11 protein-coding genes are annotated in these 14486 nt (G+C 37.0%); 4 read left to right on the forward strand and 7 right to left on the reverse strand.

From position 1 onward, the window contains the following. Positions 1–442: 442 nt before the first annotated feature. The 4 genes from BXY64_RS19620 to BXY64_RS19640 all read left to right on the forward strand — a co-directional run bounded on the left by BXY64_RS19620 (position 443) and on the right by BXY64_RS19640 (position 4680). Positions 443–1171, forward strand: coding sequence for a polyprenol monophosphomannose synthase (locus tag BXY64_RS19620; RefSeq protein WP_245996714.1), 729 nt, complete (start codon positions 443–445; stop codon positions 1169–1171). A 31-nt stretch (positions 1172–1202) separates the two neighbouring features. Continuing rightward, the gene (locus BXY64_RS19625; protein WP_120241671.1) at positions 1203–2543 is read left to right on the forward strand and encodes a dihydroorotase; all 1341 of its coding nucleotides are present in this window, start codon (positions 1203–1205) and stop codon (positions 2541–2543) included. A 21-nt stretch (positions 2544–2564) separates the two neighbouring features. Then, a complete protein-coding gene (locus BXY64_RS19630) occupies positions 2565–3053 on the forward strand; it encodes a hypothetical protein (RefSeq protein ID WP_120241672.1) in 489 nt (162 codons plus the stop codon). Between the two features lie 685 nt (positions 3054–3738). After that, positions 3739–4680 (forward strand): 2-hydroxyacid dehydrogenase, encoded by a 942-nt coding sequence (locus BXY64_RS19640; RefSeq protein WP_120241674.1) that lies wholly within the window; start codon positions 3739–3741, stop codon positions 4678–4680. Positions 4681–4739: 59 nt separating this feature from the next. Here BXY64_RS19640 and BXY64_RS19645 read toward each other — a convergent pair whose 3' ends face one another. The 7 genes from BXY64_RS19645 to BXY64_RS19675 form a co-directional block, all read right to left on the reverse strand. After that, positions 4740–5378: a hypothetical protein gene (locus tag BXY64_RS19645; protein WP_120241675.1), complete on the reverse strand. Its 639-nt coding sequence runs from the start codon at positions 5376–5378 to the stop codon at positions 4740–4742. A 145-nt stretch (positions 5379–5523) separates the two neighbouring features. Further along, a complete protein-coding gene (locus BXY64_RS19650; protein WP_120241676.1) occupies positions 5524–6063 on the reverse strand; it encodes a hypothetical protein in 540 nt (179 codons plus the stop codon). Positions 6064–6182: 119 nt separating this feature from the next. Next, the gene (locus BXY64_RS19655; RefSeq protein WP_120241677.1) at positions 6183–7142 is read right to left on the reverse strand and encodes a methylenetetrahydrofolate reductase; all 960 of its coding nucleotides are present in this window, start codon (positions 7140–7142) and stop codon (positions 6183–6185) included. A gap of 64 nt (positions 7143–7206) precedes the next feature. Next, positions 7207–10875: a methionine synthase gene (gene metH, locus BXY64_RS19660; RefSeq protein WP_120241678.1), complete on the reverse strand. Its 3669-nt coding sequence runs from the start codon at positions 10873–10875 to the stop codon at positions 7207–7209. A 52-nt stretch (positions 10876–10927) separates the two neighbouring features. Next, positions 10928–12187: an aspartate kinase gene (locus BXY64_RS19665; RefSeq protein WP_120241679.1), complete on the reverse strand. Its 1260-nt coding sequence runs from the start codon at positions 12185–12187 to the stop codon at positions 10928–10930. Between the two features lie 38 nt (positions 12188–12225). Then, positions 12226–13416 (reverse strand): homoserine dehydrogenase, encoded by a 1191-nt coding sequence (locus tag BXY64_RS19670; protein ID WP_120241680.1) that lies wholly within the window; start codon positions 13414–13416, stop codon positions 12226–12228. After that, a complete protein-coding gene (locus BXY64_RS19675; protein WP_120241681.1) occupies positions 13406–14440 on the reverse strand; it encodes a homoserine O-acetyltransferase family protein in 1035 nt (344 codons plus the stop codon). The genes BXY64_RS19670 and BXY64_RS19675 overlap by 11 nt, the downstream gene beginning before the upstream one ends. Between the last annotated feature and the right edge of the window lie 46 nt (positions 14441–14486).

The following is a 14486-nucleotide window of genomic DNA, read 5'->3' on the forward strand; positions in this document are numbered from 1 at the left end:
CATCATGCAAAATCGTGGCAAAACCACCCCTCTCCATCATGTCTTCCCTATCGCCATACCGTTGTAAAGCGGGTGCAAAGATAACGCATACTTTCTCACTATTCCAAATGAAAAATGCAAACTTTTTACCGCAAACATGCTAACAAGTTGATAGTCCGAGAGAAAAGATTCAGAAAAAAACATCAGCGAATGTGTTTTTTGATTGTTTTGAATATCTATTCGCTGATTTTTTCATGCACAATCATTCGAAACAATCCGGTAGGGATAGAAGCGGCATCCTTTTTCGAAGTATGAGAAAAAAATATAGCGTATAGCCCGGCCCGAAGGGTACCAGCATAATTAATGATGGTTTTCACTCTTTTTAACGAATGGAAATGACAGTTTTATTACAGATATACTATCTTCGTGCTAATAAATTGTTTTACACATTAATTCTCTGAAGGTGACAGATAGACTTGTTATTATCCCGACCTACAATGAAAAAGAAAATATTGAAGCCATTGTAAGAAAGGTGTTCTCGCTGGAAACAGCTTTTGATATTCTTGTAATTGAAGACAATTCTCCTGATGGAACAGCAGATATTGTAAAAGTTTTGCAGAAAGAGTTTTCTCAACTACACATTATAGAGCGAAAAGGAAAACTTGGCCTGGGTACCGCTTATATTACCGGTTTTAAATGGGCACTAGAAAACAATTACGAATATGTATTTGAAATGGATGCAGATTTTTCGCACAATCCGGAAGATTTGGTTCGTTTATATGATGCTTGCGCTAATCAAGGTGGTGATATGGCCATTGGTTCTCGCTATGTTTCTGGTGTAAATGTTGTAAATTGGCCTATGGGTAGAGTTTTGATGTCGTATTTTGCATCAAAGTACGTTAGAATTGTAACGGGAATGAAGATTCATGATGCAACTGCTGGCTTTAAATGCTACACCAAAAAGGTACTTGAAACCATAAATCTGGATAAAATTAGATTTAAAGGGTATGCTTTTCAGATAGAAATGAAATTTACTACGTGGAAATTTGGCTTTAATATTATTGAAGTTCCTATCATTTTTACAGATAGAACACAGGGAACCTCAAAAATGAGTGGTGGTATTTTTAATGAAGCTGTATGGGGCGTAATTAAAATGAAACTACGCAGCTTTTTTACCAAATACGAAAGATAGATTTTAAAATACTTAGAACTAAACAACCAAAATGTCGACTTATTTAATACAAAATGCCTTAATCATTAATGAGGGCAAGAAATTTGCCGGAAGTGTTCTGGTGAAAGATCAATTGATTGAAGAAATTTATACATCTACTCCTGAAAGGGTTGATTCATCGTGGAAAGTTATTGATGCTGGTGGAAAATTGCTAATTCCAGGTGTGATTGATGACCAGGTACATTTTCGTGATCCTGGAATGCCGCACAAAGGTGATTTGTATACCGAGTCGAGAGCTGCCGTAGCAGGTGGTACTACTTCGTTTATGGATATGCCGAACGTGAAACCACAAACAGTTACTCAAGAGCTACTTGCAGATCGCTACAAGCTTGGTGCTGAAAAATCGTTGGCCAACTATTCGTTCTACATGGGTGCCACCAATGACAATTTGGAGGAGATTTTAAAAACAGATCCTAAATCGGTTTGTGGAATTAAGATATTCATGGGATCATCAACAGGAAATATGTTGGTAGATGATATTGATACGCTTTCGCAGATTTTTGAAAAAGCGCCTCTTTTAATTGCGACGCATTGCGAGGACACTCCGATGATTGAAAAAAACCAGGCTGAATACGTTGAAAAATATGGCGAGGACATTCCAATGGAATACCATGGAGTGATTAGAAGTGCTGAAGCTTGTTACAAATCTTCATCGAAAGCTGTAGAATTGGCTAAAAAATACAACACGCGACTTCACATTCTTCATTTATCGACTGGAATGGAAATGGATTTGTTCGACAATTCGATTCCATCGAGGGATAAAAGAATTACTACTGAGGTTTGTGTGCATCACTTGTGGTTTGACGACAAGGATTATCTGACCAAAAAATCGAGAATACGTTGGAATCCTGCTGTTAAAACCAAGGCAGACCAGGATAAACTTTGGGAAGCTTTACTTGATGACAGGTTGGATGTAATTGCAACAGATCATGCACCACATACTGAAGAGGAGAAAGATGGCAATTATTTGAATTCAGCTGGTGGAGGTCCATTGGTTCAACATTCGCTTGTAGCTATGTTGGAGCAAGCTCGACGCGGCAAGATTAGTCTTGAAAAAGTGATTGAAAAAATGTGTCACACTCCTGCTGAGATTTTCCAGGTTGAAAAAAGAGGCTTTATCCGTAAAGGATATTACGCAGATTTGGTATTGGTTAATGAAGAAGATTGGACTGCCAACAAAGAAAACACATTATATAAGTGTGGTTGGACTCCTTTCGATGGAGAAAAATTTCAATACATGATTGAAAAAACTTTTGTGAATGGTAACTTGGTGTACGACAATGGTAAGTTTGATGAAAGCACGAAAGGCATGCGCTTAAGTTTCGATCGTTAACAAACACATTATATATAGAACATGAAAAAATTCTATTATACCTCTACAGCTCTGATCATTTCAGGGCTGTTTTTGTTTTCCTGCCAAAGTAAACCAGAAAATTCACCTGCAAAAACTAAAGGTGAGCTTATTGCTGATCCAATTACTTACGAGGTGATTGTAAAAAATCCTAATCCGGATGATGAATGGCTGAATGAATGCCTGGAGAATACCAATAGTTCCTACTTAATAGAGCAAGTTTTGAAAGAAGTACAAGTTGGTAATCTAAAAGCGTATGATTATTACGACAATCACGAATTATCCATTAGTGAAATCGAACAAATTATTACAGAAAATGATTTGAATGGGAGAACAGGCAAAATTCAGTTTGAAGAGAATTGGTATTGGGATAAAAATCAGTTACAACTTAAAAAGGAAGTTAAAAAGTTGATGTTTGGCTTCGAAATATTCGATACTACCGGAAAACTGAGAGGTTACAAAGCCAGTTTTGTGGTTGACTTACAAAAGTAGATGTTAAAACAAGTTACTGACTATTTTTTAATATGAAAATCGCTTTGATTTTAATACGAGGCGATTATTGACTTATGCAATGTGTATATATTTTCGTCCGAGGCCATTGTTAATGTATGCAATGGGTTTGTATTTTCATCCGAGCTAATTGCTAACTTGTGCAATGGGCTTGTATTTTCGTCCACACCCCATGTAAGTTACTTACACACCCCTCGTATTTTCGTTCGAGACCATTGTTGAAACATGCAATGGGTGTGTATTTTCATCCGAGCCGATTGCTAACTTGTGCAATGCGCTTGTATTTTCGTCCGAGACTATTGTAGATTACTTACATACCCCTCGGATTTTCGTCCGCACCTCTTGTATGTACGCTAAAGCATCAGTAAAATCAGGAATTTTATTTATAATGCCTAGTTAAATTATATTTATGAATTAGAAAGCGCAGTTCACCACAGCGGTTTGTTATTTCAATTCTCACCAACCATCGATAAAATGCTCTTTTGATCCACTGCAAAAAGTATTAGTTTTTGCTTTTTCCATTTTCTTCCTAAAGTTCGAAAGCATAATCAAGGTGAAAAAAGTACCTTTGCCTAACTTGAGAATTTCATTCTCAACTCCTAATCCATTACTCTCGATAGTAATCGGGACCATATGCATATAAAACGAACATGTAAAGTTTAAACACATGAAAGTACTATTTATAGATTCAACACACCCTCGTTTATTGGAGATGCTTCAAAATGCAGGCTTCGACTGTACTTATGCTCCTGAAAAGAACAAAGAGGAACTACTTGAAATATTTCCAGAATTCGATGGTTTTATCATTCGAAGTAAATTCAAATTGACCAAAACAGAACTTGATATCGCTTCCAATCTAAAATTTATTGGTAGAGTTGGTGCAGGCCTGGAAAATATTGATGTGGAATATGCAGAAAGCAAAGGCATAAGATGTTTTAATGCTCCGGAAGGAAACCGAGATGCCGTTGGTGAACATGCCGTAGGAATGCTTTTAACTCTTTTCAATAATTTGTGCCGCTGCAATTGGGAAGTTCGCAATGGAATGTGGAGACGAGAAGAAAACCGCGGCATTGAAATCATGGGCAAGACCGTAGGGATTATTGGATATGGAAACATGGGTGGAGCCTTTGCGCAAAGACTAAAAGGATTTGGCTGTAATGTAATTGCCTACGATAAATACAAGTTTGACTATACCGATAAATATTGCCAAGAAAAGCAATTAGAAGATTTGTTTGAACAATGCGATATTTTGAGTTTGCATGTTCCGCAAACCGACGAAACCATGTTTATGGTGAATGATCAATTTCTAAATCAATTTAAAAAACCAATTTTCTTGATTAATACTGCACGTGGAAAAGTGGTTCGTATTGCTGATTTGGTAAAGAATCTAAAATCAGGACAAGTTAAAGGAGCTTGTTTGGACGTATTGGAATATGAAAAAACTTCTTTCGAAGATTTGCATGCATCAGAACTTCCTGCTGAATTTCAATATTTAATTGAAGCTGAAAATGTTTTATTGAGTCCACATGTTGGTGGATGGACCCATGAATCGAACATTAAACTTTCTGAAGTTACTGCACAAAAAATAATTGATGAATTTGCATCATAAAAATCAAAAGCCTCAAGTCTAAAGATTTGAGGCTCTCTCTTATTATTTATAAGTCTAATTCAAAATTGTGCAACCAAATCCGGTTCTCTCATAAAAACTGATTGCTTTTGCAATTGCTCTGCCAAATCATACAAAATTTCAATCTCCGATGAATTGGTAAACCAATTCTGACTTGTATATATTCCTATATACGATCTACCTTTTAACTCTGGCATAAAATCAAGATTTAGCATGTTTATCCCAACTCTTAGTCTAGCATCAAAATCAAAAACTTTTAAGATCAAATTCTGAATCTTGTCATTGGTAAAAATCTTATTAGTACCAATTGCTGTAAACTCATCGAACACTACCTGAGAATCAAACGAATCAACACCTGTTTTGTAGTATTGTTTTTTCCCAAACAGACTCATTTTATCGAACATGTGTTTTTTTCGAACACATATTTTTGTCTCATTTGAAACATCAATAGGAAAAAAAACACCACTATATACTGAATAATTATCCAATTTACGAGAATCTTCAAAACAAGCGAAAAAGACTCTTTTGTAATCATTATCAGGTATGCTTACAAATCTTCGGTGGAAACTTACAGGGTGTAGTGCATTAGAAGGATACGCTTTCTCGCTAAAATCAATTTTACGATGCGTTTTAAGAGCAAAATCTTTTAATTTTTCAATAACAGATTTTTCTTTTTCCATGTGGTAGCTGTGGTTTTAAAGATTAAAATTTATCTAGACATTAATATACTTCAATTTCAATTCAGAATCAAAACACATTATTAACAGACTATTAGCAACATTTCAAAAATGTAATATTTAAACCCAAGCTCCACAATTTTTCCATCTAAAATCCATACGCCATTCCAACTCCAAAATAATGATAAGCCTCATCGGTTAACTCAATTTCCGATTCTATTATTAAGGACCAACCATTACCAACAGAAACTCTTATTCCTAATGGTATCCAAAGAGGAATTTTGGTTTCATTTCCAAAAACAATATCCATATCCAAACCCGTAATCAATTTGGTTCCTCGTGCCAATGGTACGGTAACATTTGCCGTGCCATCCAATGCAAAATCGTGAAAGTGGTGAGCTCCTGCTGATAATGAAAGTGTTTTACTGAAAAAAAATTCAATATCTCCTCCATAATAATTCTCATCTCCAAAAACTCCGAATTTTGCTCCCAAGTCAATATTCTGTCCTAATCCAACACCTGCATGAAAAAACATCATGAATTCCGTTTCTCCATCGTATACTAAAAGAGATGGTTCAAATCCAATAGCAGCCTCTCCACTTTTTAAAATTCCAGAAGTATTAAATACCTGCGCTTTTGCAAAAAACGCCCCACTCATCAGTAACAATAGAATAATTGCCTTTCTCATATCTTCATTAATTATCAATTCTATTTTTAAACTGAGAGAAACTGCCTTTTATTGCAGTTTATGCATAAAAAAATCCCTCTTCAGAATTGAAAAGGGATGTTGATTTATATTATAAATCATTAATAAATTGCCTTTGCGATGTCTCTCACACAATTAGAAGCCATTAATGTATAAAAGTGTAAAGATGGTACACCATGTTGAATCAACTCTTTGCTCTGCTGAATTCCCCACTCTACTCCCACTTGCTTCACCTCATCGTTACTTTTACATTTTCGAACCTCAGCTGCCAAAGCTTCCGGAATTTCAGTTTTAAAAATTTGCGGAAGAACATTTAATTGTGAAAGAGCTGAAATAGGTTTTATTCCAGGAACAATGGGAACTGTGATTCCAGCTTCACGCACTCTTTTCTCAAAATCGAAGAATTTCTGGTTATCGAAAAACATTTGCGTTACGATATAATCTGCTCCGGCATCCACTTTTTTCTTCAGCCAATATAAGTCCGATTCCATATTTGGAGCATTTTCGTGTTTCTCAGGGTATCCTGCAGTACCATAAGAAAATGGTGTTTCAAATGGCTCAACATGAGTTCCATCCAGAAAGTTTCCTTTATTGATGCCATTCACCTGTCCAATTAAATCAATAGCAAATTTGTGCTCTCCTTCACTCGGAATGAAGTCGTGACGTGGTGATTTATCCCCTTGCAAAAGCAATAAATCATGAATACCCAGGAAATTCAGATCCAACAATGCATTTTCAGTTTCTTCAGGAGTAAATCCGCTACAGATTACATGAGGAACAACTGTAAGTTTGTATTTATTCTGAATGGCAGCCGCTACTGCAACAGTACCCGGACGCTTGCGAGTGATTTTTTTCTCGAATCCTCCATTTGGGGATTCCACGAATACCACCTCATCGCGGTGTGCCGTAATATTAATGTACTTGGGATCGAATCCCCGAAGTTTTTCGATGGTATTAAATACCTTATATATACTATTACCCCTTAATGGAGGTAATAGCTCAAAAGAGAAATGTGTGGTTTTATTCTCAATTGCTTGATTTAAATGTTCGATTACTTTCATTGGTTAATTTTAAATGTGAGATTTTATTAAATCTCAAAGATCGTATTCTAATAATTTGATGTTTTTACAAAATTGCCGTCAATAGTTTCTTGGCTTCCTTTTCTGATATCCCCTTTCGTTCAGCATAATCTTTTACCTGATCTTCCTTGATCTTATCAATCGAAAAATAAATTGCATCGGGATGAGCCAATACCAAACCACTTACCGAAGCTGCCGGATACATGGCATAACTTTCGGTTAAAGTTGCACCAATATTCTCTTCAACTTTTAAGAAATCCCATAACACTTTCTTTTCGGAATGTTCAGGCAATGAAGGATATCCAAAGGCTGGACGAATCCCTTGATATTTTTCGCGCAACATTTCTTCAACGCTCAGGTCTTCACCATTTGCATAGGCCCAATCTTCCTTACGGATTTGCTCATGTAATAACTCTGTGTAAGCTTCTGCCAATCGATCTGCCAAAATCTTAATCATGATGCTGTTGTAATCATCATTTTGCTCAGCATATTTTTGCAGGCTCGCTTCTATTCCAAGTCCGGCTGTTACTACAAATGCTCCTACATAATCAATTTTTCCAGATTCAATTGGAGCCACAAAATCGCTCAAACACAAATTACTTAATCCTTTTGAGAATTTCTCCTGCTGGCGAATTTGAGTGAATCGCTTCAATTCCGAACTTCTTGCCTCATCAGAATAAATCACAATATCATCGCCCACTGCATTTGCAGGGAACAATCCATAAACAGCACTCGCTTCCAAAAGATTCTCTTTCTCAATTTGGTCGAGCATTTTATTGGCATCCTCAAAAAGTTTCTTTGCCTCATCCTTGTAATCCGGATCTTCCATGATTTCAGGATACATGCACTTCAACTCCCAAGCTACAAAGAAGAAAGTCCAATCGATATATTTTCTAATTTCACTGATAGAGAAATTATTCTGTACCTGCAAACCTGTTTTCTTTGGTTTATATATTGGTGATTTTATCCAATCAATTGCCTCTGCATTTTCTCTTGCTTCTTCCAAAGAATAGTATTCAGCCGATTTCTGTTTGGCATGATTCTCTCTCACCTTTTGATATTGTTCTTTCACGCTATCCAGGTAATTGCCACGTTTGTTTTTATCACACAATTTCTTGAAAATACCTACCGACTGAGAAGCATCACTCACATGAACAACGCCATTCTTATAATTGGGTTCAATTTTCACTGCCGTATGCAATTCCGATGTTGTTGCTCCTCCTACTACCAAAGGAATATCGAATCCTTCGCGTTGCATCTCTTCGGCAACAAAACACATCTCTTCTAAAGATGGTGTAATCAAACCACTCAATCCTATGGCATCAACATTTTCCTGTTTGGCCACTTCAAGAATTTTCGAGCATGGAACCATTACACCTAGATCGATTACCTCGAAATTGTTACAGCCCAGTACAACATCAACAATATTTTTACCAATATCGTGAACATCTCCTTTTACTGTTGCCATTAATATCTTGCCCGCATTCCTGGCATCGGCAGCATTGCTTTTTTCTTCTTCGATAAATGGCTGAAGATAGGCTACTGCTTTTTTCATTACCCTGGCAGATTTCACCACCTGAGGAAGGAACATTTTCCCATCTCCAAACAGCTCTCCCACTACATTCATCCCATCCATTAAAGGTTTTTCGATTACCTCTAATGCCTTCGTATAATTTTGACGTGCCTCTTCTGCATCCTCTTCTATATAATCAGTAATTCCTTTTACCAATGAGTAAGACAATCTCTCATTTACAGATTTTTCTCTCCAGGTATCAGTTTTTACCTGAGTAGTTCCTGCCGATTTTAATCCTTCAGCAAATTCTATCAGGATTTCGGTTGCTTCAGGCTTTCTGTTTAGCACCACATCTTCAACCTTCTCTAGTAATTCCGGTTCAATTTCATCGTAAATCTGCAACATTCCAGGATTTACAATTCCCATATCCAAACCTTCTTTTATGGCATGATACAAGAATACGGAATGCATTGCTTCACGAACCACATTGTTCCCTCGGAAAGAGAAGGACAGATTACTGATTCCCCCACTGATTTTTGCATGTGGAAGATTCGCTTTGATCCACTTTACTGTCTTGATAAAATCAACAGCATAATTGTTGTGCTCTTCAATTCCAGTTGCAATTGCCAGTACATTAGGATCGAAGATGATATCTTCTGGCGGGAAGCCTACTTTTTCTGTTAGTGTTTTATAAGCTCTTCCACAAATTTCAATTCTGCGTTCATAAGTATCGGCCTGACCTTTTTCATCGAAAGCCATTACCACTGCGGCAGCTCCATACCTTTTTATTTGGGTAGCATATTTAATAAATTCCTCTTCGCCCTCTTTCAAAGAAATGGAATTCACCACGCTTTTTCCTTGCACACACTTTAAACCAGCTTCCAAAACAGACCATTTCGAAGAATCAATCATGACAGGAACGCGAGAAATTTCAGGTTCTGAAACCAATAGCTTCAAGAATACATCCATTTCTTTTTCGGCATCCAACATGGCATCATCCATGTTCACATCTATGATTTGAGCTCCATTTTCAACCTGAGAACGAGCTATTGATAAGGCTTCCTCATATTTTTCCTCACGGATTAATCTTGCAAATTTACGTGAACCTGCTACGTTGGTACGTTCGCCAACATTCACAAAATTGCTTAAAGAATTAATTCGCAACATCTCTAATCCGCTCAAGCGAGTTTCAGTTTCCACAACTGGAATTTCTCTAGGTTCAGCATCTTTAACAGAATTGGCAATAGCAGCAATATGATCTGGTCTTGTACCACAACATCCTCCTACTATATTTACCTTCTTGTTCTCCAGCAACTCCTTTAAATCACTAACCATAGTTGCAGGAGTTTCGTCATATTCTCCCAATTCGTTTGGCAAACCAGCATTAGGATATACACTTACATATACAGGCAATAATGTATCCAATTGTTGAATAAATGGAATCAAATCTTTTGCACCAAAAGCGCAATTCAAACCGATACTCAACAATCTGTCACATTTCATCGAAGTTACAAAGGCTTCCAATGTCTGCCCCGATAAGGTTCTTCCACTGTTATCGGTAATTGTTCCCGAAATCATAATAGGCAGATCCAATCCTCTCTCTTCCAAAAGTTGATCTGCAGCATAAACAGCAGCTTTTGCATTAAGTGTATCGAAAATTGTTTCTATCAATAAGGCATCAACACCACCATCAAGCAAAGCTTTAATTTGTTCGGTGTAGATTTCAACCAAATCATCAAAACTTACATCTCTATAACCTGGATCTTCCACTTTTGGGGACATAGAGGTTGTTTTGTTGGTTGGACCAATGGCACCAGCAATCCACCTTGGAGTATGTGGATCCATTTTCTGAATTTCATCAATTGCTCTGCGAGCATTCTTCACCGCTTCCAGATTCAATTCATAAGCAAGCTCTTCCAATTGGTAATCAATCAAAGAAATGGCATTTGCATTAAAAGTATTGGTCTCGATGATATTGGCACCTGCTTTTAAAAATTCCAGGTGAATATTCTTAATAATTTCAGGCTGAGTCAAGGTCAACAAATCATTGTGACCTTTTTGATCGGCTGAAATATTAGCAAATCTTTCTCCTCTATAATCCGATTCAACTAATTGATATGATTGAATCATGGTTCCCATTGCTCCATCAAGAACCAAAATCTGATTTTTTAATGCCTCTCTTATCGTAAAATTTTGCTCCATATTATAATAGCTATTAGCCTTTAGCAACTAGCTGTTAGTGTTTTTAATAATATCAATTTGCTACTGTCAGGTAGATTGCCGTGTTGCTATTTTTTTGCTCTACCAAAACATGATGCTTGTTTTGAATTTCCTCAATCGTAGCTGGTGTGTAATGTCTAACGGTTATCAGTTCCAAATCTTCACTCAGGTCTACATCATATTTTTTACTCAGTTCGCCAATTAGCTCCTCGATATTTCTTGCTGAACTATTGGCACAAAATGCAAAACTAACAGCGGTGTTTTGAGTAAAATTAAGCTTAATTCTAAACTTTGTCACGAGTGAAAAGATAAAAACCAGATCTTTTTCGCCTATAAATGAAAAATTTAAAGGTTTCAAGTTCACCATCACCTGTTTTTTCTTCACGATATAGTTTGGCAACAAGGGTTGAGCTTGCTCTCCCTTTGTAATCAAGGTTCCTTTTTGCGATGGATCGATAAATGATTTTACCCAAAGAGGAATTTGTTTTGCCTGCAATGGCTTTATGGTTTTGGGATGAATTACCCTTGCCCCATAATACGACAACTCTATTGCTTCATGATATGGAATTAAATCCAATTTGGTTGTTGTATCAAAATAATCAGGATCTGCATTTAATATTCCCAACACATCTTTCCAAATGATCATTTTATCAGCGCCAAGCAAATGAGCAAGGATTGCAGCCGTATAATCTGAACCTTCTCGCCCCAGAGAGGTTGTAAATCCTTTCTCATCACGAGCTATAAAGCCTTGAGTGATGTATAGCGCTTGCGAATCATCAACAAATTTTGCATTTGCTTTTTCCTTTGATGATTCCCAATTGATATTGGCATCAACGTAATTGTCATCCGAATCCAAACAAGTTCTAATATCAACCCATTGATTCTTTTGTCCAGTTTCATTCAAATAACCAGAAATTATGCTTGTTGAAAGTAACTCGCCAAAACCAATCACCTGATCGTATTCAAAATTGAACTGATCAGATGATGGTTTTGAAATTTTGGTTTCCAGCTCGACGAAAAGAGCGTTTACTTCCGAGGCAATTTGCACTGGCACTTCTTCGAATAAATCGTTGAGTACTGAAATGTGGTTCTTTTTCAGTATCTCGAAGTGTTTACAGGCATCATCACTTCCGGAAAAATATGCATCTACCAGTTCTTCAAGCAGGTTTGTGGTTGAACCTATTGCCGAAATCACAACAGTAAGGGGTCGCTTTACCTTAGTTATTATCTGGCAGATGTTTCGTATGGCAGCAGCATCTTTAACAGATACACCACCGAATTTGTATATTATCATGTTACTTCTTGATCTTAGGTGTGATTTTTCACGAGCAATTATTCGTCTCCCAAATAGGCAAGGAAAATATCTCTCCCTTTAATTTGCTGACGAATTTTTATCAATTGGGAAAGATTCAATGTTCCAATCACATAATTGAATTCTTTTCCTGTAAGAGATTCTCTAATTTCTTTGAACTCAAACAAAGCCAAATCGTCTTTGTTCGTATATCTCAAATAAACTTCAACCTCCATATCGTTGGTATACTCTAGGCCTCCGTAATATTTCAGCTTTTTGTACTCATACTTGTAATCGTAAGCCAAAGCTGTAATATCAGACAATACGGCTGATCCTGTTGGATGAGCTCCTGCTCCTTTTCCATACATGAATTGGTTATCGTAGAAATTTCCTTGAATCAACACACCATTGTAATGACTCTCTACTGTATAAGCATGCTCTTCGGGTTTCACAAACTTAGGGGCAACCAAAAGGTTCACATGGTTTCCATTTACCTTGGTTACTTTCCCTAACAATCTGATTTTATACCCTTTCTGCGATGCCAATTCGATATCCTTTGGCGATAGATTCGATATTCCAAAATTGAATACCTGGTCAGGATGAACGAAAAGTCCAAAACCATGCACAGTAAGAATGATTAACTTATATAAGGTATCAAATCCATCAACATCGGATGTTGGATCGCTTTCTGCAAAACCTAGATCTTGAGCTTGCTTTAAGGCAATATCATAATCCAAATTTTCATTAAAAATCTTCGTAAGGATATAATTCGATGAACCATTCAGGATTCCACTTACCGATTGCAACAAATCATTATCGTAGTATTCTTCCAGATTTCTGATAATTGGAATACTACCGCAAGCAGATGCTTCATATACAAATGAAACTTTATGCTGCCATTGCAATTGAATCAGTTCCTCTATATGGTAAGCCAACATTTTTTTATTGGCTGAAACAACATGTTTGCCATTTTGCAAAGCTGTTTTCACAATCTGATACGCGGCATCAGCATCATCAATCAATTCCGCAACAACATTAATTTCAGGATCATTTAAAATATCATCAGGGTTCGTGGTTAAAACTGCTGAATCTAAATCTCTCTCTTTTTCACCATCTCTTACACATACCTTTACAATAGAGGCATCCAAGCCTTTGCTATTTTTCAGAACGTGGGCCAATCCGGAACCAACAACTCCGTATCCAAATACACCTATTTTAAGTTTATTGCTCATTGATTTTGTTTTCGATTAAAAATGATTGTAATACTTTGGTTAATTGTTCTTGTTCTAAAAGGAATCCATCGTGACCATACAGCGAATGGATTTCCAGATATTGAGCTTGCGGAATATTGTCCGCAATAAATTTTTGTTCGTTAATTGGGAAAATCTGATCAGAATCGACTCCAATAACAAGTGTTCTTGATTTGATTCCATTGAGAGCATTGCCTAATCCACCTCTATTTCTTCCCACATCATGGCTGTCCATGATTTTTGACAAGTGCCAATAAGAGTAAGCATTAAATCGACGAGCTAGCTTTTCCCCCTGGTATCTTTGATAAGAGCTTGCCCGATAATCATCCGTCTTATCATTTTCATTCTCTTGTTGTGAATGATCGTAAGTTGCATAGGTTCTGTAACTCAAAAGTGCTATAGATCGAGCCACTCGCATACCATTCAACCCGGCCTCATCATTCGATTCCTTCCAGGTCGGATCCACTTCTATCGACATTCTTTGCGATTCGTTAAAGGCAATCCCCCAAGGTGAGTGCTTGGCATTCGATGCCAAAACCACCAAATTGTCTAACTTGCCATTCAACAAGTAAGCCCACTCCAAGGCTTGCATGCCTCCCAGTGAGCTCCCAATCATCATATGAATGCGCTTAATATTTAAATGTTTTCGTAAAATTTCGTGTGCCGCCACCAAGTCGCGTACGGTCAGTTGCGGAAAATCGTGATAGTAAGCTTGTCCGTTTTCCGGATTTTGAGAAAGAGGTCCCGTAGTTCCATAGCATGAACCAAGAAAATTGGCACATACGATAAAATAATCTTTAGGATTAAAAAAATCATTCTCTCCAAAAAGCCCTGCCCACCAATCAAAAACATCGGAATTGGCAGTAAGTGCATGACAAACCCAAATCACATTGTTTCGCGAAGGATCGTACTCCCCATAGGTGTGATAAGCAATGGTCAACTTTTCCAGGCATTCGCCCGATTCAAGTTGTAAACCTTCTTTATGGATGTAACAATTTGGATTCACTGGTTAAAAATTTTGTTTATTGCTGATTTTGTTTTTTTGATTTCCT

Source organism: Marinifilum flexuosum (assembly GCF_003610555.1).
In the GTDB taxonomy this organism is placed as follows: domain Bacteria; phylum Bacteroidota; class Bacteroidia; order Bacteroidales; family Marinifilaceae; genus Marinifilum; species Marinifilum flexuosum.